This window comes from Bowmanella yangjiangensis (genome assembly GCF_018531185.1).
GTDB classification, from domain to species: Bacteria; Pseudomonadota; Gammaproteobacteria; order Enterobacterales; family Alteromonadaceae; genus Bowmanella; species Bowmanella yangjiangensis.
Genome location: NZ_JAHDJU010000002.1, coordinates 197850 through 218289 on the forward strand (window position 1 = coordinate 197850; position 20440 = coordinate 218289).

The following is a 20440-nucleotide window of genomic DNA, read 5'->3' on the forward strand; positions in this document are numbered from 1 at the left end:
CGGTGAACACTACGTGCTACGTGCTACGTGCTACGTGCTACGTGCTACGTGCTACGTGCTACGTGCTAACTAATTGTATTTGACCATTTCTTCAAAATACATCATGGATGTTAAATCTGGGGAGAAGGTCAACCTGTTTCTAGTATTGGCTAAACATCATACTTATGCGGATAAATGGCAGGAGCAAATCCTGCCAGAATGAATCTTTATTTCTAAGTATGATACTTTAATACATAGTATTAAACTTTATTACTCTCCCACAGGCCCCAATACTCTTGGTTGGAAACTTATTCCACCGTGACCGATTTGGCCAAGTTACGCGGCTGATCTACATCTGTGCCCTTGATAATGGCCACATAGTAGCTCAGCAGCTGTAGCGGTATGGTGTACACAATAGGTGCGATCACGCTATCCACATGGGGCAGGTTGATTACCCGCATGGTGGCATCGCTCTCAAAGCGCGCATCTTTATCTGCAAATACATACATGATGCCGCCGCGGGCACGTACTTCTTCCACATTAGATTTGAGCTTTTCCAGCAGTTCGTTATTGGGTGCCACTACTATGACCGGCATTTCATCATCGATTAGGGCCAGCGGGCCATGCTTTAACTCACCTGACGCATAGGCTTCTGCGTGGATATAGGAAATCTCTTTTAATTTAAGGGCACCTTCCATCGCAATGGGGTATTGATCGCCACGACCCAGGAACAGGCTGTGATTTTTGTCGGCAAACTCTTCTGCCAGTTTTTCGATATTGCCGGTCAATGCCAGGGTTTCTTCCAACTTGGCAGGCAAGCTATGCAGAGCGCTGACGATCTTGTGCTGATCGTTCTCAGCCATGCCGTTAAACTGGCCCAGTGCCAGAGTCAGCATCAGCAGACCGGTTAATTGTGTGGTAAAAGCCTTGGTGGAAGCTACACCAATTTCCGCGCCGGCCAGTGTCATAAAAGCCAGATCAGATTCACGTACGAGTGATGAGCCAGGCACGTTACAGATGGTCAGACTGGCCATATAACCGAGTTCTTTACCAAGACGCAGTGCAGCCAGGGTATCCGCTGTTTCACCTGATTGGGAAATGGTCACCAGCAGGCTATTGGGATGCACAAAAGAATTGCGATAGCGGAATTCAGAGGCAATCTCGACGTTACAGGATACGTTGGCGTACTGCTCCAGCCAGTAACGGGCCGTCATACCCGAGTGATAGCTGGTGCCGCAGGCAATAATTTGTACGTGTTTAACTTTTGCCAATAGATCCGGAGCCAAGGCACCAAAGATTCGTGGGTCAACGCCGCTTTGGGTCAGACGATCCTGAAGTGTGTTGCGCACCACGGTGGGCTGCTCATGGATTTCCTTAAGCATATAGTGACGGTAGCCACCTTTGTCACCGGCGTCATGTTCAATTTCTGAGTCATGCACGGGGCGCAGCACTTCTTTGCCGTCTTTATCAAAAATATGCACTTCGGTACGGCTGATACGAGCCACATCCCCTTCTTCCAGGAAGATAAAGCGGCGGGTTACCGGCAGCAGCGCAAGCTGGTCAGAGGCAATAAAGTTTTCATCAATACCCAGACCTATGACCAAGGGGCTACCTGAACGGGCCACCACCATGCTATCTGGGTTTTGCTGGTCGATAACCACAGTACCGTAGGCGCCGTGAAATTTCTTCACTGCGCGCTGTACTGCTGTCAGCAGGTTGTCGGTGCTTTTAAGTTCCAGTTCTACCTGATGCGCAATGGTTTCGGTGTCGGTATCAGAACTGAAGTGGAAACCTTCGGCACGTAATTGTTCACGTAAGCTTTGATAGTTCTCGATAATTCCGTTGTGTACAACGGCAACGCGAGCGGTTGAAAAGTGTGGGTGCGCATTGGCTTCGGTAACACCTCCGTGGGTGGCCCAGCGGGTATGGGCAATACCTGTGCTGCCCTTAATGGGATTGTCTAATAGTGCATCTGCCAATTCCTGAACCTTGCCAGTACGGCGCACACGCTGTAACTGTCCCTGGGCGTCCAGTACTGCGACACCTGCCGAGTCATAGCCGCGGTATTCCAGTCGCTTTAAGCCTTCCAGCAGTATGCTGACAACGTTGCGCTCGGCAATGGCTCCTACTATTCCACACATAGTCTTTCTCCGTTTATTCGCTGGCGGCGCAAATCACCGTTACGCCTTTATGTTCTATCTGTCGTTTGGCCTCTGCCGGTATCTGATCATCGGTTACCAAAACAGAGATCAGCGACCAGGGCAGTTCAAGATTAGGGATTTTACGTTGTAACTTTTCTGACTCCGCCAGTACGATGACCTGCTGAGCCACTTCCGCCATTACCTTAGATAACTGCGTCAATTCATTGAAAGTAGTGGTACCTTTTTCCAAATCCAGTCCGGCGGCGCCCAAAAATGCCTGATCAAAGTTATAGGCTCTGAGCATCTGTTCAGCCATTTGACCCTGAAAGGAATGGGATTGGGTATCCCAAGTACCGCCGGTCATCAATACTGTGGGTTCGTTCTCCAGCTCCAGTAGGCTAGTGGCTACATGCAGCGCGTTGGTCATCACCACCAGGCCACGCTTATTGTTCAGCTCTGGAATCAATGCAGAAGTGGTACTGCCGCTATCGATAATGATGCGGTTATGATCACGAATGAGCTGGCTGGCTGCTTTGGCTATGGATATCTTTCGAACCGAAAGTTCTTCTTCCAATTCGTGAGTATTTTGAGGCAACAACATGGCTCCGCCATATTTGCGTACCAGCAGACCATTCCGCTCAAGCTCAGTAAGATCTTTACGGATAGTCACTTCAGAGGTGCTAAATGCTTTTGTCAGTGCATCTACTGTTACTTCCCCCTGTGACATCAGGCGGTCTACAATGGCGCGGCGACGTAGCTGAGTGTTTCGTTTATACATCAAATCGAAATTAAAAGTTTCACAACGAAACTTATGATAGGTGATTATTTGTTCTATGCAAGTAAAAAATGTTGTGACGAAGGGTTTTCCCATCGGTGTGCTGTAAAACCGGCTGCGATTTGGCGAACAGCCTTAGGTGACGGGCAATAAAAAGCCCGGCTTTACGCCGGGCTTAAAAGTGGTAGGTTCTAATTCGGGCTTATTTTTTAACCGGTCGTTTCCAGCCACTGATATTACGTTGTTTGGCGCGCGCAACGGCCAACTGTTCGTCTGGTACTTCTTGGGTGATGATGGAGCCCGCCCCTACGGTGGCGTTAACACCGATCACTGCAGGAGCAACCAGTGCACTGTTGGAACCGATAAAGGCACCGTCTTTAATGACGGTCTTGAATTTATTCACGCCGTCATAGTTACAGGTAATAGTGCCAGCGCCAATGTTGACACCTTCGCCCACCTCGCTGTCACCCAGGTAAGTCAAATGGTTGGCTTTTGAGCCTTTACCTAAGGTGGATTTTTTCATCTCAACAAAGTTGCCGACTTTGGCTTTCTCATGCAGCACCGCACCAGGGCGTAATCTGGCATAGGGGCCTACCTGACAATTTACCCCAACCTTGGCCTGCTCCACGATACTGTTGGCCTCGATTACTGAGTTGTCACCAATTTCACAATCGATCAGTATGCAGTTCGCGCCTATCTGTACGTTATTGCCAATCTGCACCTTGCCCTGCACGATAACATTGACGTCAATGCTGACATCCTGCCCGCAGCTTAGCTCGCCACGCAGGTCAAAACGCGCAGGATCCAGCAGACTCACCCCGTCCATCATCAAGCGCTCAGCCTGCTCTGCCTGATAGGCTCGTTCTATCGCTGCCAGTTGCTTGCGATTATTGATACCTTCGACTTCGGTGGCGGTTTGCGGATGCGCCGCCCGAATTTGTTTACCTTCTGCGGCAGCCATGGCTATCACGTCAGTTAAATAAAACTCGCCCTGGGCGTTGTCATTGTTCAGGTTTGCCAGCCAGCGTTTCAAGTCGGCACCTTTCATGATCATCATGCCGGTATTAATTTCGCGGATTTGGCGCTGTTCATCGCTGGCATCTTTATGCTCAACAATAGCGACCACCTGATCGCCGTTACGGATAATCCGTCCCATGCCAGTGGGGTCATCCAGTTCTACAGTCAGTAACGCCAGATCACAATCCTGCTTTACATCAAGTAACTGGCGCAAGGTTTGTGTTTTGATCAAAGGCGCGTCACCAACCAGAATCAAGACATCTTCCTGATCTTGCAGGGCTGGAACCGCTTGTTGAACGGCATGTCCGGTGCCTAATTGTTCGGCTTGCAAACACCAGGTGAGCTGGTTATGGGCAAGCGCTTGCTGGAGCTGTTCACCGCCATGGCCGTATACCAGATGAATGTTCTGGGCGCCCAGGCCATTTACCGTATCGATAATATGCTGAACCATGGGTTTGCCCGCGATAGGGTGCAATACCTTGGGTAACGAGGATTTCATGCGGGTTCCCTTGCCCGCTGCGAGAATAACCACAGAAAATGCCATGTTGTTTCCTTTTAGATCCTGTTTGGCAGCTATTCTAACCAAGGTAGAGATTTGTGCCAGTCGCGACGCTCATAAAGCTGAACCATAAGCGGAAAATGGACTTTAATGGAAGGATTGCAATGAAGCTTATTTCTTGGCTGGTTTGACTCATCTTACTTACCGCACATTGGATGAAGCCAAATTCCCCACTGGTTACCAGGTGGTCAGTCAGGTTGAAGATAAGGTCTAGGCATTACCGAGTGAGAACCCCTACCAGTCCCCCAGCCTTTGTTGGCTTTGCTCATGCTGTAGCAGCCAGGCTTTGCGCTCCAGCCCTCCGGCGTAACCTGTTAGATTACCGTTGCTGCCAATTATTCTATGGCAAGGCACAACAATAGACAGTGGATTTTTGCCATTTGCCGCACCTACTGCCCTGACTGCGGCAGGATTGCCAATCTTTCTGGCGATATCCAGATAACTGCCGGTTTGGCCAAAAGGGATACTAACTAGCGCATGCCAAACCTGTTGCTGGAACGCTGTACCTCCTGCGGCCAACGGCAGATCGAAGTCCTGCCTGTGCCCATTAAAATATTCAGCCAATTGCTCAGCAGCCTTTTTCAATATGGGTGTGTCTGTTTCAGCTTGGGTTTGTGTATCCACAAAGGTGATTGCCTGAATGCCCTCAGGATTGGCGCACAATTCAATCAACCCAATGGGGCTTGGCATATACAAATAGTGGTTGTTCACGCCTGGCTCCAGAGTTGAAAAGTCAGATAACTGCGCCACGGGGTAACACAATCAGCATCCACCGGCTGCTGTTGCAGTTGCTTTTTGATCACCAGATCCGTATCCAGCCAGACATCCGGGTTAGAGTACCCCCTGAGCTTCATATAGTTAACCGTCCAAGGGCCAATACCTTTGAGTGCCAGCAGATCATCGGGCTCTGTTGGCTCACCAAAGGCAGCCCAGTACTCGGCAAAGCGGCGCAAAGTATCGCGTCTGCTGGCCGGCATTTTTAAAAATGACAAGTCGGCATGAGCAATGACCTCAGGGCCTGGAAAGTACCTGCCTTTTTCGCCCTGTTCACCTAGTTGGGTTACCAACAGGCTAACCTGGCCGATGGCGGCCTTTACCGATACCTGTTGACCAAGTATGGCGCGGCAGCCTGCTTCAAAGGGAGACCAAACGCCGGGTAAGCGTAAACCTTGCACTTGCTGCTCCGCAGATATGCCAGCCTGGCGCAAGCGTTCGCCAATCAAGCCAGAATCGGCATCCACATCCAAAACACGGCGTATATGGGCTATTACGCCGGTAAACTGACTGAGATCATCCAGCTCCAGGCTGACATTAAAGCAGTGCTTGTCTGCCTGATATTCGGCGCAAAAGTAACCCTTGGCGCCTGCGTAGCTAAACACCCGGGCATAGCTGTTGTCTGTTACCCACTCCATATTGGTAATGGCTCTAAGTGCCAAAAAATTGCGTAACATCGGCCAGTGGTAAGGAGGGCGAAAACTGAGTTGCACTTGCATTTGTTGTCCTGGTACAGCGTGGTTACGGATTTCACCTGGGCTTAACTGCAGATGCTGGCGAAAATTATCCTGCAATCGACGAGCAGACTGAAAGCCACAGGCTAAAGCGACCTGCTCTACATTAAGATTGGTTTGATGCAGCAGTTGTTTGGCTTGCAGTAGTTGCTTAAATAACTGATAGCGCTTGGGTGCCATACCTACACGCTCCTGGAACAATTTGCGTAGATAGCGATCTGTCATCCCTAACTTGTCGGCTATCTGTCCGAGGCTTAACTCAGGGTGTTCACTGAGTAAGCGCAGGGCTCTTTCTACACTGGTATCTACGCCTTTCCAGGCCCAGGACTGGGGTGAGCTATCTGGTCGGCAGCGCAGACAGGGCCGGTAACCCGCTTGCATAGCCTGTTCGGCGAGTGGGTAATACTCAACATTTTGTTCTTTTGGGGCCACGGCCGGACAAATGGGCCGGCAAAAAATGCCGGTGGTCTTAACTGCAACAAAAAAACGTCCATCAAAGCGTCTGTCGCGAGACAGTCTGGCTTGTTGATATTGCAGTGGGTTCATGGTCGGTATCCTGATTGGCTTGGCGCAATTGTAACGAGTCTGTGAGAAAAGATGCGATGAAAACGGAACTCAAGCCAAAATTGTTATTCAGATGATAGAATGGCCGACAGAATCATCGGATAGTTGTAACAACCAGGTTAGCCTGGTTTGCGATCGAGACAGAATAAGCAGAATGAAGCATCTTTTGTGGCTGGTGTTATTGTGCACGACCAGCCTGACCATTAACGCTCAGGACAATTAGCTGGGTGCCTTCGCGGATGAAGTGAAAACCGCTGCGCGGCATAAAGCCATTCCTGGGTATGCCTTTCTGGTGGTTTCAACCGGACAGCCGGACCAGATCTTTGTTCAGGGTAAAACCGAGAAGAATGGTAAGCAGAAAGTTGATCAAGACACCGTTTTCAGACTGGCCTCAGTTTCTAAAACCTTTACCTCAGTATTAGCAGCCAAGTTGGTGGAACAAGGCAAGCTAAGCTGGGATCAACCCGTATCCAGACTGGCGCCGGATTATCCATTTAAGCCCGAATTGGCCAATAAAATGACCTTAGGGCATATTCTCAGCCAGTCCAGCGGCTATATGCCGAACGCTTACGACAACCTCATTGAAGCGGATTATCCGGTTAAACGGGTGCTAAATGAATTAGCCGGGCTTAAACCCATCTGTGCACCGGGTAATTGCTACACCTACCAGAATGCCTTGTTCGCTGTGGTTGAAGAAGGGCTGAACAACAGTCTGCAACAAAATTATGCTCAGCTTCTACAAGACAATCTGTTGATGCCCCTTGGTATGTCCCGCTCAGGTGTTGGGCGCCAGGCACTGATGCGCGATGACAACTGGGCCAAACCCCATGTACTGCTGGCTAAAAATCGCTGGCATAAGGTTAATGTCAGCGAAGACTATTACCGTTTTGCGCCTGCCGCGGGGGTAAATGCCAGCATTCGCGATATGGGCCAATGGGCAAAACTGATGCTGGGCCAATACCCACATTTGTTATCCAGTCATGCCATAGATCAACTGGTGACACCCAAAGTACGCACCAGTAAGGAATTGCATCGCCGACATTGGCGAGAGCATTTAAAAGAAGCCCATTATGGTTTGGGGTGGCGAGTTTACGAGTTTGATGGTGAGCTGTTGGTGCATCATGGTGGCTGGGTAAAAGGTTACCGGGCCGATATCGGTTTTTCACCCAAATATAAAACCGCCATGGTGTTTTTAATGAATGCCGAGTCCAATTTGATGAATGAAATCACCGTGAATTTCTGGGCAGATTTCTTTGAGCAGATGAAAATCAGGGCGCAGGCCGCGCCCTGAGAGGACGTTACTTACTGGTTTTCAGGTAAGTGTAGCCATGCAGACAGTCTTCATAGAAGTCTGTCCATTTCACCCCTTCGCGGGGCTTAATGTTGCCGGCGGCGACATGTTTGTCGATGATGCGTTTTACATCCTGGGCCATGGCCGAAGGATTGTATTGCATAATCGACAGCACATTGCTGACCGATGAACCGGTCACGACTTCTTCGATGTAGAAGTCTTCCGGATCGTCATCATCACTGAAGATATGTACTTCATTCAAGCGGCCAAACAGGTTGTGCATATCACCCATAACGTCCTGGTAAGCTCCGGTCAGGAACAAACCAATAAAGTAATCTTCACCCGGCTTAAGCGGATGGATAGGCAATACATCGGCAACGCCGTTTTCACCGACAAACTGGTCAATTTTACCATCGCTGTCACAGGTAATATCCACCAGTGAACAGTTGACCGTGGGTTTCTCATTCATGCGGGTCAACGGCACAACCGGAAGCACCTGGTCAATGGCCCAGGTATCGGCAGCTGACTGGAATACCGAGAAGTTACACAGATACTGGGACGATAAATCGTACTTCAGCTCTTGCAGCTCTTCCGGTACAAACTCCACTTCCTTGATCTTTCTGTGCAGATAGGTCATCAACTGCCAGTAGAAGGTCTCGATCTTGGCCAGTTCAGACAGCGAAATCACCCGCAGCTTGAAGGCATCAATGGCTTGCTCTTTCCATTGCGAGGCATCGTTGAAGATTTCCTGCAGATTGTCGCCATCTTCTTCCAGTGAGTTCACCAGATCGCGCATATTGCGCACAAATACGTGCTCATCTTCCTCTTCTGAGGTATCAAACTGCACGGTACTGTTTTTTATCTCGCCTACAATCTGGGCCACTACGCAGCTATGGTGCGCGGTAATAGCGCGGCCACTTTCGCTGACCAGGTTAGGGTGTGGTACCCCTTCCAAATCGCAGACTTCTTTCATGCCGTACACTACGTCGGCAACATATTCTTGCATGCTGTAGTTACGCGAAGAGTCGCTGGTAGACTGTGTACCGTCATAATCGATACCCAGGCCACCACCCACGTCAACAAACTCCAGGTCTACACCCATTTTGCGTAGCTCTGCATAAATCCGGCCGCCTTCTGCCACGGCATCTTTTACCGAGCGGATATCCACTAATTGGGAGCCGATATGGAAATGCAGTAGCTTAAGCGTATGCGCCAAACCCTGCTGCTCAAGATAACGGGCAGCATTAATAATTTCAGCTATGGTCAGGCCGAACTTGGCGCGATCACCGCCCGAGCTTTCCCACTTACCGCGACCTTTCACTGTCATTTTGGAGCGCAGACCGATAATAGGATCGATCTCCAGTTCTTTGGCAATGCGTACCAAAGACAGCAGCTCTGAGTATTTTTCAACCACGACAATGATCTTACGACCCAATTTCCGTCCGAGCAGCGCCAGGCGCATAAATTCTTCGTCTTTGTAACCATTCAGAATGGTCAGGGCCGCTTCATTGGTGTTGAAGGCCAGTACGGTCAACAGCTCGGCTTTAGAGCCTGCTTCCAGGCCATAGTCAAATGGTGCGCCGGCATCGACGATCTCTTCAACCACTTCACGCATCTGGTTAACTTTAACCGGATACACGCCCATGTACTTGCCTTGGTATTCGGCTTCTTCAATCTGGCTGCGGAAGGTTTGGTTTAACTCCGCAACCTGAGAGCGAAGAATGTCGTGGAAGCGCACCACGACAGGGAATTGAATTCCCTCTTGCTTCATTTCTTCAATAACGCTTTTGAAATCTATGCGAACCTGGGGGTTACCCGGAACCGGCGTAATATGCAGGTTGCCGTTTTCGCCAATTTCAAAATACCCGCCGCCCCAACGCTTTACGCGATAGAGACGCTCTGCATCGTCAATAGTCCAATCTGCCAAGGTATTGTCTCCCTTTGGTCGATAAGAAAAACAGGGTGAAACCTTTCAAGGCTCCATGCGAGTGCGCCTGATTAATTAAGGCGCAAGGTGTCAGATGCTGAACTGATTCCGTACCACTTATGCGTATTTCTGGCGCTTGCAGCCCTGGGCTTGCCCGCAGCGGAAGAAAATCTCTGTAGTCTAACGGCGCTTATTATAAATGGGCTTTATGACAGAACCCCAGAATTTTTATGCACAGACAGAGAAAATTGCAGCAGAAATCAGGATACCGACAGCTTGCCGTGAATCTGTTACGGTAGCCTTTGCTTTTTTTACCGGCAATGCCATCATAGCAGGCCCTATGAATAGTTATGAGACTGTCTGTGAAGAAGCTGAAATATGTGGTGGGATTTCTGGTGCTGTTGCTGACCGCTTGCGGAAAAAACGGCGCGCTGTATCTGCCCGACCAGGCTCAGGATAACAAAGATCCCGAGGCCCAAAGCAGCTCCCAATCAAGCAGCAAACCACAAGAGCAAAAATAGATGGATTTCTTTTCCTATCAGAACCAGCGTCTGCATGCTGAGAATGTTGCCGTTGCTGATATTGTCGCCCAGTACGGTACACCTTGTTACGTTTACTCCCGCGCCACCATTGAACGCCATTGGCATGCCTTTGATGCAGCGGTAGGTAATCATCCGCACCTTATCTGCTATGCGGTAAAGGCGAATTCCAACATTGGCATACTGAATTTATTGGCTCGGTTAGGCTCGGGCTTTGACATCGTTTCTGGTGGTGAATTGACACGTGTACTGGAAGCCGGGGGGGACCCAGGTAAAGTGGTGTTTTCCGGGGTGAGTAAAACCGAGCAGGAAATTGCTTACGCCCTGAATCAAGGCATTAAGTGCTTTAATATTGAGTCACCTTCCGAGCTGTCACGTATTAATAAGGTAGCCGGAGAGTTGGGTAAAAAGGCACCTATTTCACTGCGGGTTAATCCTGATGTGGATGCGAAAACTCATCCCTATATCTCTACAGGCTTAAAAGCCAATAAGTTTGGTATTGAGCGTGAGCAAGCGGTGGCGGTGTATCGTGAAGCGGCGGCCATGGACAATATTAAAATTGTCGGGATGGATTGCCATATAGGTTCTCAGTTGACCGAAATCGCCCCCTTTGTGGATGCGCTGGACCGGCTTTTGGAACTGGTGGATGAACTGTCGTCCATCGGTATTGAAATTGAACACCTGGATGTAGGTGGTGGTTTAGGTGTGACCTACAAGGATGAAACACCGCCGAATCCGGACGCTTATGTTCAGGCTATTGTGAGTCGTATGCAAGACAGGCCCAACTTACCGCTTATCTTTGAACCTGGCCGCGCCATCATGGCCAATGCCGGTATCCTGGTGAGTAAGGTAGAGTTCCTTAAAACGGGTGCACAGAAGAACTTTGCCCTGGTTGATGCCGCCATGAATGACCTGCTCAGACCTGCGCTATATTCCGCCTGGATGGACATCGTCGAGGTGGACAGATCACAAGATCGCACTAAAGCCCTGTATGATGTTGTTGGCCCGGTCTGTGAGACCGGCGATTTTCTTGGCAAGGACAGAGAGTTAGGGCTTGTTGAAGGTGACCTGATTGCCGTGCGTAGCGCCGGTGCGTATGGATTCGCCATGGCGTCCAACTACAACAGTCGCTGCCGTCCGGCAGAGGTTTTGGTGGATGGTGAGCAAATGCACCTAATCCGAGAGCGAGAAAAGCTCGCAGACCTCTATAAAGGCGAGTATAAACTTCCGTAATACAAGGCAATTGGACAAAGCTGTGGTGCCGATGCAGATTCACTTTTCAAAAATGCATGGTCTGGGTAATGACTTTATGGTCATCGATAACGTGACCCAGAACGTGTATTTTACCAAGGACAGGATTCAACAACTGGCGGATCGAAATTTCGGTATCGGCTTTGACCAACTGTTGATGGTTGAGCCGCCTTATGACCCGGATCAGGATTTCCATTATCGCATTTTTAATGCGGATGGTTCCGAAGTGTCGCAGTGCGGTAACGGCGCACGTTGCTTCGCGCGTTTTGTGAAGTTAAAGGGCCTGACCAATCGCAATAAAATTGTGGTGGGCACTCGTGCCGGTCGTATGGTGCTTTACCTGGAAAAAGACGGCCAGGTGACGGTGAATATGGGCAAACCGCAATTTGAGCCTGCCCAAGTTCCTTTGAAAGCCAATAAAGAAGAAGCCACCTACATTATTCGTGCCGAAGATCACACGGTGTTCTGCGGGGCCGTTTCCATGGGTAATCCTCATTGTGTGATGGAAGTGCCTGATATTGACACGGCACCAGTTGAAACCTTAGGCCCTTTGCTGGTACAACATGAAAGATTTCCTGAAGGAGCCAATATTGGCTTCATGCAAATTCTTTCACCCAATCACATTAAATTACGCGTATACGAACGCGGTAGCGGCGAAACCTTGGCCTGCGGAAGTGGTGCATGTGCGGCTGTGGTGATCGGTCAGTTGTGGGGGAAATTGGAAAGCGAAGTGCGGGTAGATTTACCCGGCGGTACCTTGAATATCCGTTGGCAAGGACGGGACAAGGTAGTCAAAATGACCGGGCCGGCCGACCATGTGTTTGATGGAACCATCAGTTTATGAGTGATATGTCGAGACAGGAAAAACGTGCGGATGCGTTGCTAAGCGACAACGAGAATCTGACCTCCGAACAGGTCAGAGATTATTTGTTAGCAAACCCCGACTTCTTCCTGTTTTATCCGACAGTGCTGGATACCTTGCGCATCCCTCATCAGCAAAAGGGCGCCGTTTCTCTGATTGAGCGTCAATCAGAGCAGCTGCGCTTGAAGGTTCGCCAACTGCAACATCAAATTAATGAACTGATGTCTGTCGCTAAGCAAAATGAGCGGATCTACCGGATTTATGCTGACCTGAATCTGCGTTTGTTTAGCTGTAAGAGCCTGTTTGAGGTACGTTCCACCCTGGAACAAGTGTTGTTGCATCAGCTTGAACTGCATGCCTTGTCTTTGAAACTTTTTGGTTTTGACGACGACCTACCGGAAACCAGCAAGCGTCTGTTGCTGGATAAGCGTTTTAATCACGGCATTTACTATCTGGGACGGCTAAGTCAGCAGGAGCAGACGCTGTTGTTCGGCGAAAAGCGCATTGAATCGGTCGCCATGATGCTGATTGGTGAACGTGGCGAGATGGGCCTGCTAGCTATTGGCAGTAATGAAGGACACCACTTTCACCCCGGCATGGATACCTTGTTGATCACGCAGTTGCAGAAGTTTTTAACCCTGGTTGTTCCGCAGCTGGCGGAGTATTAACCCATGCTCAAGCCAGCCCTTGAACAGCGGCTGGATACTTTTCTGGCCCATTTGCGCTATGAGCGAAATCTGTCCCCAAAAACCCTGGAAAATTACAGTCGCCAGCTGCAGCAGGTGGCAGAAATCCTGCCTATTGATGACTGGTCACAGCTGCAAACCGAGCATATCCGCAACGTATTAAACAAAGCCCGTGTACAGCGTCTGAGCGCCAGTTCTATTGCCTTGCGTTTGTCGGCCTTGCGCACCTTCTGTCAGTATCTCGTGCATATGCGGGTGCTGACACTTAATCCTGCCAGTGGCGTTCAGGCGCCAAAACGTGGCAAGCCGTTGCCTAAGCAGCTGCATGTGGACGAAATGGCCAGTTTTCTCGACTTTGAACCAGGTGATGACCTTCTGGCGATTCGTGATAAAGCCATGTTAGAGCTGACCTATGGCTGCGGGTTGCGTCTGGCCGAACTCACAGGTTTGAATCTGTTGGACGTCCGTGAACGCGAGCTGCGGGTGTTGGGTAAGGGCAGTAAGCAACGCCAGTTGCCAATTGGAAGGCAAGCCAAACAAAGTCTGGATGCTTGGCTGAAAGTTCGTGGCCAGTTGGCACCGCCTGATGAAACGGCGCTGTTTGTCAGCATGCAACGTCAGCGTATTACGTCACGGCAAATTGCCAAACGAATGCGGTTATGGGCGCAGCGCCAGGGTATGGCACAGCCTGTTCACCCGCATAAACTGCGTCACTCCTTTGCGACCCATCTGCTTGAGTCCAGCGGCGACCTGCGCGGTGTACAGGAGCTATTGGGTCATGCCAATTTGTCTACTACCCAGGTTTATACGCATCTCGACTTTCAGCATCTGGCTCAGGTATATGACGGAGCCCATCCAAGAGCAAAGAAGAACAAATGATCTTTTACCGTTCCTTTCAGCGTCCACTGGCATTGACCTTTGATCTGGATGACACCCTCTACGACAACAGACCTATATTGCAAAAAGCTGAACAAGGCATGCTGGACTTTTTGCATCTGCATTATGCAGCTACGCGGGCAACTGATCTGGCCTTTTGGCGAACTATTAAATGGCAGGCTCTGGCAGAGCAGCCCGAGTTGCATAACGATATGGGAGAACTGAGGCGGGTGGAGCTGCGTCGCGGGCTGATGCAATGTGGCTATACTGGTAGCGAACTTGAACAGGTCATAGTCGCCACCTTTGACGATTTTTATAACAAGCGTAGCCAGTTTAAAGTAGATAAGAATATATGTTCTTTACTCGCCGCCTTAGCGACCAAATTACCCTTGGTGGCGATTACCAACGGCAATGTGGATTTAAATAAGATAGGCATCGCCAACTATTTCCAATTCAGCTTGCACGCCAGCCTCACACAACCTATGAAACCCCAGGGTGCAATGTTTGAACTGGCGGCAAGACGGCTTGGTTTAGTGCCCCAAGATATCCTGCATATAGGTGATAACCTATACAATGATGTGCTTGGCGCGTTGCAAGCCGGATACCAATCTGCCTGGTATGCGGCTAACCGCACCATGCGGCTTACACAAGAACCTGCCTTGTTATTGCCGCATGTGCAGTTGCAGGACCTGAACGAGTTACTGCAGTTGATCTAAGCCACTTCTTCGCTTTGTTCAAAACCGCTGTAATAGGCGACAAACAATACCCTTTCCAATGCCACTTTGAGCGCCTGATTAATCGGCAGATCCCGCTTGCCCAGTTCGTAGTCCAGGCTTCTGACCCTGTCCTTGCCTGCGGCAATACTGGGGGCTGGTTCGCTAAGCATAGTGATAAGCGCTTGTTGATAAGGATGTTCCTTGTCTTCCTTAATGGTTTTGCACACGGACAAGCGCATCCCGGCTTGCTTATTTCTCACTGCGGCAGCACCAAACATGCGGCAAATGGCCGGGCGATGCTGATATACCCCACACTGCCCCTGTGTTGCATCCAGTGAGTGGCGAACATAATGGAAGCAGTTAAAGCCGGAATAGGCCGCAAGTTCGTCCAGCATTTGCTCCGCTTTGCCCTGGTCGTATATTTCCAGGGCCAACGGCAACATTTCCAGGGCCGTGGCATCAATCTCCGGATTATTGCAGCAAGCGCCGCAGCCTGGCCGACAGGTCAGCCCTGAGTTTCGTTGATAAGTGCCAAAGGTATGATCGAGTTCGCCATACACAGCCTCAACAAGACGCGATAGATCCCGCAGTCTTTGCATATAGACTCCGCAAAAAAATGACAGTAACAATCAAAAAAGGTGGGCAGTTTGACCTGGCAGACAACACACTGAAGGTGTCGCCGTAAAACGCCAACGGCAGATTCTATGCGGGCGGCTGATAGGTCGACAAGAGGGGCTGAAAAAAATATTTTTCAGCCCCGGTATGCCGGTAGTGTTCAGGCTAAATCTAACTTAGTACCGAAAGGTAGTTTGGTTAACGGGCCTTTTAAAAATTTACGCAGGGCATTAGCCACCGCAGGTGCCGCAGGAGGCAGGCCTGGTTCGCCGACCCCTGTAGGGGCTTGGTCGGAAGCTAGGATATGAACTTCTATGTCTGGCATATGCTGGATGCGCATGGGCAGATAGTCATAGAAGTTATTCTGTTCCACCGCCCCCTCTTTAACCGTGATGGCCTCGCCCATGGCTGCGCCCAGACCGTAGCCTATGCCACCTTCCATCTGTGCTTTAATCACATCCGGGGTAATGGCTATACCACAATCCACAGCGCAGACTATTTTATTGACCTTGTAGGTGCCATCCTGATGCATAGTCACCAAGGCCACCTGAGCGACAAAACTATTGAAGGACTCGTGTACCGCCAGGCCCATGGCCTGATTGTCTGGCAAGGCTTTCCCCCATCCAGCCTTTTCGGCTGCCAGTTTTAACACACCAGCATGACGAGGGTGCTTGGCCAGTAGGGCTAAACGCAGGGCCAGCGGATCTTGTCCTCCCAGTCTTGCCACTTCGTCCATAAAGACCTCGGTCACGTAGGCATTATGGCTGTGGCCTACCGAGCGCCACCACAAAGTGGGAATGCCACTTTTATGTTCATGGGCGTCTACTTTCAGATTGGCAATGGCATAAGGTAAGGTCGAACCGCCTTCCACTATGGTCGGGTCAATGGGGCCCTGCACCACAGCCTCAAAAGGAGTGCCCCGCATTATTGACTGACTGACCACCCGCTGATGCCAGGCGGTGGGCTTGCCATCGTCGTCCAGTGCGGCGTGAAACTGATGCAAGGCCATGGGGCGATAATAACCGGCTTGCATATCGTCTTCCCGGCTCCATTGCAGACTGACTGGCGCACTGCCATTGATGGCTTTGGCAATCATGCAGGCTTCGGCTACATAGTCGGCATTGGGACTGGCACGGCGGCCAAAACTGCCGCCCGCCAGCTGGGTATGAATTTGCAACTGCTCAGGAGGCAGCCCGACAATTTGAGCAGCCACCATTTTATCTACGGTCGGCATTTGTGAGCCAGTCCAGATCTGGCACTGGTTGTCACCAAGCTCCACCACACAATTCAGAGGTTCCATGGTGGCGTGTGCCAAAAAAGGTAATTCAAAGGTCAGGGATAGTTTGTTATTGCTGTTGGCTAACGCTTTGTCTGCATCACCGTCCTCGCGCACTACATGGCCGGGTTTAGCCAACAGCGCTCGGTATTCATCCCATAAGGTTGAGGAGCTGCGTGTTTCCGCTTGGCTTTCGTCCCACTGGGCCTGTAAGGCATTGCGACCCTGCAGGGCACTCCAGTGGCTGGTAGCCAGCACCGCAACGCCCCGTTCAATACGGATTACGGCTTTTACACCCGGGACTTTTTTGGCGGCACTGTCATCCACCGTTTTCAGCACCGCGCCAAATTTAGGGGCATGCAATACTACGGCATGCAGCATGCCTGGCCGTCGCACATCAATAGTGTATATGGCCTTTCCTGTGGTTTTCTCCGGGCTGTCGATGCGCGGAATATGCTGACCAATAATACGGAACTGATCCGGGGTTTTCAGCACGGGCTCGGCAGGAATGGGCTGGGTACCAGCCAGCTCGGCGAGTTCACCATAACTGAGCTGCTTACCTGAGGCATTAATGACTTTGCCAGCTTGGGTGCGCAGTGACGCGGCGTCCTCGCCCCACACTTTGGCAGCAGCATCAACCAACATGGCGCGTGCTGCAGCACCGGCCTGACGAAGCTGCATCCAGGAGTTGGCAACCGACGTGGATCCGCCTGTGCCCTGGAATTTGCCAAAGAACAGGTTGTTGTAGCGCTCTGCATCGGCCGGCGCGAATTCCCAGCGCATTTGCTGCCAATCCGCATCCAATTCTTCCGCTACAATGGCGGTGAGACCGGTCGTTACACCTTGGCCTTTATCCAGGTGTTTAATGACCACTGTGACCAGATTGTCTTTGCTGATGCGGACAAAATTGCCCAGGCTTTCATGCTTGTCCTGGCCAGCAGCATTGGCAAAAGCAATCGGTCCTATGGCAAAACCTACGCCCGCCAAACTGGTGACCTTAAGAAACTGACGGCGGTCCATCGATGTTGAGTTGAGAGACTTCATCACTATACCTCCTTGGCCAGATCGTCTGCGGCCTGGTGAATGGCCTGGCGAATACGGTGGTAGGTGGCACAGCGGCATAGGTTGCCCTGCATGGCTTGATCAATATCCTGATCAGATGGGCTGGGATTGTTTTGCAGTAGGGCCGTGGCCGACATGATCTGCCCAGACTGACAGTAGCCACATTGCACCACATCAAGGCGTTGCCAGGCATGCTGAATGGCTTTACCAGCAACGCTGTCCAAACCTTCTATTGTGGTGATGCTGGCATTTTGCACGGCCGCCATAGGTGTGCTGCAAGCGCGCACCGGCTGACCATTAACATGCATGGTACAAGCCCCGCATTGGGCCACACCACAGCCGAATTTGCTGCCGGTTAAATTCAGCTCATCTCTTACATACCAGAGAAGTGGTTGATTGGGGTCACCCTGATACTGCCTTTGGGTTCCATTTAAGGTAAAGCTGATCATGTAAAAAGCTCCGCAACGTTATGAAGCGTAAAGCGTATCCGAGGATGTTCAAAAAAAGAACATTAATTGTGTTTATTTTGTTACTAAATACCAAGCAAGATGAATGTATAAAAATACAGTATGGCTGGTATACTGGCGCCATCTCAGATTTGCGCGTTAAAACGATGGATGTATCAGCCTTACTCGACTCCCTGAACGACAAACAACGTCAAGCGGTAGCCGCGCCGCCTAGTGACATGCTGGTGTTGGCCGGTGCAGGCAGCGGTAAAACCCGGGTACTGGTGCATCGTATGGCCTGGTTGATGGATGTAGAGGGGATTTCGCCCTTTGGCATTCTGGCCGTGACCTTTACCAATAAAGCCGCCAGAGAAATGCGTTCGCGGGTAGAAAGCCTGATGCGTTCCTCTTTGCAGGGCATGTGGATTGGCACTTTCCATGGCTTGGCGCACAGATTATTGCGCACTCATTATCAGGAAGCCGGTTTACCTGAAAACTTTCAGATCCTGGATTCTGATGATCAGCATCGTTTGATCCGCCGGGTGTTGAAAAGCATGAATCTGGATGAGAAGCATTGGTCGCCTAAATCCATTCAGTGGTATATCAACGGCAATAAAGACGAAGGTTTGCGTCCTCAGCACATTGAAACTCATGGCGACCCGTCGCAAACCAAGATGCGTGAGATTTATCAGGTTTATCAAGACACTTGTGACCGGGCCGGTTTAATTGATTTCGCCGAACTGCTGCTGCGTGCGCATGAGCTGTGGGTGAATCATCCGCGTATTTTGCAACATTATCAGCAGCGTTTTCGCGCCATTCTGGTGGACGAGTTTCAGGATACCAACAACATCCAATACGCCTGGTTGCGCCTGCTGGCTTGCCCTACCAACAACATGATGATTGTGGGTGATGATGACCAGTCTATCTACGGCTGGCGCGGCGCCAACGTGGATAACATCCAGCATTTTCTGCGCGACTTTGACGGTGCCACCACCATTCGACTTGAGCAGAACTACCGTTCTACCGGCAAGATCCTCAAAGCTGCCAACACAGTGATAGAAAACAATAGCGGACGTCTGGGTAAAGAACTCTGGACCGAAGGCAGCGAAGGGGAGCCCATTTCACTGTATGCCGGTTTTAATGAATTGGATGAAGCCCGTTTTATTGTGTCGCAAATTCGTAGCTGGCAGGAGAAAGGCGGCGCCTTAAGTGACTGCGCGGTACTTTATCGCAACAACGCCCAGTCGCGTGTGCTGGAAGAAGGCATGCTGCATGAAGGCCTGGCTTATCGCATTTATGGCGGTTTGCGCTTCTTCGAGCGCCAGGAAATCAAAGATGCGCTGGGCTATTTGCGTATGGCCAACCAGCCGCTGGATGATGCAGCGTTTGAGCGGGTGGTGAATACCCCAGCCCGCGGTATAGGTGAGCGAACTTTGGAACAGGTACGTGAAGTGGCCAGGGCCACCGAGCAGTCCATGTGGCAAGCGGCCTTACTGATGCTGCGGGAAAAACGTTTGTCCGGCCGTGCCGCCAATGCTTTGCAGGGCTTTGTGGATCTGGTGCTTAAGCTACAGGAAGAGTTGCCCGGTCTGGCCCTGGAACAGCAGGCCGACGTAGCCATTAAAGCCTCGGGTCTGTACGCCATGTACCAGGCCGAAAAAGGCGAAAAGGCCCAGGCTCGAATTGAGAACCTGGAAGAATTGGTGACGGCTTGTAAGCAGTTTGTCGCCCCGGATGAAGCCGAAAGTATGACGCCGTTGTCGGCCTTTTTGGCCCATGCCTCGTTGGAAGCCGGGGAAACCCAAGCCGACAGCCATCAGGATGCGGTGCAGATGATGACCATGCACAGTGCCAAAGGCCTGGAATTTCCACTGGTGGTGATTGCCGGGGTGGAAGAAGGCATGTTCCCCAGCCAGATGAGCAACGAAGAACCGGGGCGTTTAGAGGAAGAGCGTCGGCTTTGCTATGTGGGAATGACCCGCGCCATGCAGAAGCTGTATATCACTTACGCGGAAAGCCGCCGCCTCTACGGTCAGGACAAATACCATACCCCATCGCGTTTTATTCGCGAGATCCCATCTGACTGCATCGAAGAGATTCGCCTGCGTGCCACCCAGGTATCCCGGCCGGTGCAAAACCGCTTTACCCCGGCCACCTCACATATGGCCTTTGAAAGCACAGGTTTTCAATTGGGGCAGCGGGTGTTGCATCCTAAATTTGGCGAAGGCACGGTGCTGAATTACGAAGGTTCGGGCGAACATGCCAGGGTGCAAGTGAATTTCAGCGATGTGGGCAGCAAATGGCTGGTATTAGCTTACGCCAGACTCACGCCGGCTTAAGCCGGCGTGTT

Annotated in this window: 17 protein-coding genes; 8 read left to right on the forward strand and 9 right to left on the reverse strand. The window is 50.9% G+C overall.

What is annotated here, in order from left to right; translation table 11 throughout:
- Positions 1–287: 287 nt before the first annotated feature.
- The 5 genes from glmS to KJY73_RS10445 form a co-directional block, all read right to left on the reverse strand.
- Positions 288–2120: a glutamine--fructose-6-phosphate transaminase (isomerizing) gene (gene glmS / locus KJY73_RS10425; protein ID WP_214343651.1), complete on the reverse strand. Its 1833-nt coding sequence runs from the start codon at positions 2118–2120 to the stop codon at positions 288–290.
- A gap of 13 nt (positions 2121–2133) precedes the next feature.
- Positions 2134–2898 (reverse strand): DeoR/GlpR family DNA-binding transcription regulator, encoded by a 765-nt coding sequence (locus tag KJY73_RS10430; RefSeq protein ID WP_214343652.1) that lies wholly within the window; start codon positions 2896–2898, stop codon positions 2134–2136.
- 199 nt (positions 2899–3097) lie between these two features.
- Positions 3098–4456, reverse strand: coding sequence for a bifunctional UDP-N-acetylglucosamine diphosphorylase/glucosamine-1-phosphate N-acetyltransferase GlmU (gene glmU, locus KJY73_RS10435; protein WP_214343653.1), 1359 nt, complete (start codon positions 4454–4456; stop codon positions 3098–3100).
- 249 nt (positions 4457–4705) lie between these two features.
- Positions 4706–5161 (reverse strand): methylated-DNA--[protein]-cysteine S-methyltransferase, encoded by a 456-nt coding sequence (locus KJY73_RS10440; RefSeq protein ID WP_214344598.1) that lies wholly within the window; start codon positions 5159–5161, stop codon positions 4706–4708.
- 17 nt (positions 5162–5178) lie between these two features.
- Entirely contained in the window at positions 5179–6525 is a 1347-nt protein-coding gene (locus tag KJY73_RS10445) for a DNA-3-methyladenine glycosylase 2 family protein (RefSeq protein ID WP_214343655.1), read from the reverse strand.
- Positions 6526–6787: 262 nt separating this feature from the next.
- On the opposite strand from KJY73_RS10445, the gene KJY73_RS10450 reads away from it, so the two are divergent.
- A complete protein-coding gene (locus KJY73_RS10450) occupies positions 6788–7834 on the forward strand; it encodes a serine hydrolase domain-containing protein (protein WP_332874187.1) in 1047 nt (348 codons plus the stop codon).
- Between the two features lie 7 nt (positions 7835–7841).
- Here KJY73_RS10450 and speA read toward each other — a convergent pair whose 3' ends face one another.
- A complete protein-coding gene (speA, locus tag KJY73_RS10455) occupies positions 7842–9761 on the reverse strand; it encodes a biosynthetic arginine decarboxylase (protein WP_214343657.1) in 1920 nt (639 codons plus the stop codon).
- 362 nt (positions 9762–10123) lie between these two features.
- On the opposite strand from speA, the gene lptM reads away from it, so the two are divergent.
- Genes lptM through KJY73_RS10485 form a run of 6 tightly spaced genes read left to right on the forward strand, consistent with a single transcriptional unit; the run spans position 10124 to position 14691 of the window.
- Complete coding sequence (gene lptM / locus KJY73_RS10460) at positions 10124–10282, forward strand: LPS translocon maturation chaperone LptM (RefSeq protein ID WP_214343659.1); 159 nt, start codon at positions 10124–10126, stop codon at positions 10280–10282.
- The gene (gene lysA / locus KJY73_RS10465) at positions 10283–11533 is read left to right on the forward strand and encodes a diaminopimelate decarboxylase (RefSeq protein ID WP_214343661.1); all 1251 of its coding nucleotides are present in this window, start codon (positions 10283–10285) and stop codon (positions 11531–11533) included.
- A 31-nt stretch (positions 11534–11564) separates the two neighbouring features.
- Positions 11565–12395, forward strand: coding sequence for a diaminopimelate epimerase (dapF, locus tag KJY73_RS10470; RefSeq protein ID WP_214343663.1), 831 nt, complete (start codon positions 11565–11567; stop codon positions 12393–12395).
- Positions 12392–13081: a DUF484 family protein gene (locus KJY73_RS10475; RefSeq protein ID WP_214343666.1), complete on the forward strand. Its 690-nt coding sequence runs from the start codon at positions 12392–12394 to the stop codon at positions 13079–13081. Before dapF ends, KJY73_RS10475 begins: the two co-directional genes overlap by 4 nt.
- A 3-nt stretch (positions 13082–13084) precedes the next feature.
- Positions 13085–13978, forward strand: a complete 894-nt coding sequence (gene xerC / locus KJY73_RS10480; protein ID WP_214343668.1) for a tyrosine recombinase XerC — start codon at positions 13085–13087, stop codon at positions 13976–13978.
- A complete protein-coding gene (locus tag KJY73_RS10485) occupies positions 13975–14691 on the forward strand; it encodes an HAD-IA family hydrolase (protein WP_214343670.1) in 717 nt (238 codons plus the stop codon). Before xerC ends, KJY73_RS10485 begins: the two co-directional genes overlap by 4 nt.
- Here KJY73_RS10485 and KJY73_RS10490 read toward each other — a convergent pair.
- From KJY73_RS10490 to KJY73_RS10500, 3 genes are all read right to left on the reverse strand, one after another.
- Positions 14688–15290 (reverse strand): YkgJ family cysteine cluster protein, encoded by a 603-nt coding sequence (locus tag KJY73_RS10490; protein ID WP_206595453.1) that lies wholly within the window; start codon positions 15288–15290, stop codon positions 14688–14690. The two genes, KJY73_RS10485 and KJY73_RS10490, sit on opposite strands and share 4 nt — an antisense overlap.
- Before the next feature lie 176 nt (positions 15291–15466).
- Positions 15467–17626, reverse strand: coding sequence for a xanthine dehydrogenase family protein molybdopterin-binding subunit (locus KJY73_RS10495; protein WP_214343672.1), 2160 nt, complete (start codon positions 17624–17626; stop codon positions 15467–15469).
- A gap of 2 nt (positions 17627–17628) precedes the next feature.
- Complete coding sequence (locus tag KJY73_RS10500) at positions 17629–18093, reverse strand: (2Fe-2S)-binding protein (protein WP_214343674.1); 465 nt, start codon at positions 18091–18093, stop codon at positions 17629–17631.
- A 164-nt stretch (positions 18094–18257) separates the two neighbouring features.
- Between KJY73_RS10500 and uvrD the strand changes: the two genes are divergently transcribed.
- Positions 18258–20429 carry a DNA helicase II gene (gene uvrD / locus KJY73_RS10505; RefSeq protein ID WP_214344600.1) on the forward strand — a complete coding sequence of 724 codons (2172 nt, stop codon included), beginning with the start codon at positions 18258–18260 and terminating at the stop codon, positions 20427–20429.
- The last annotated feature ends 11 nt before the right edge of the window (positions 20430–20440 follow it).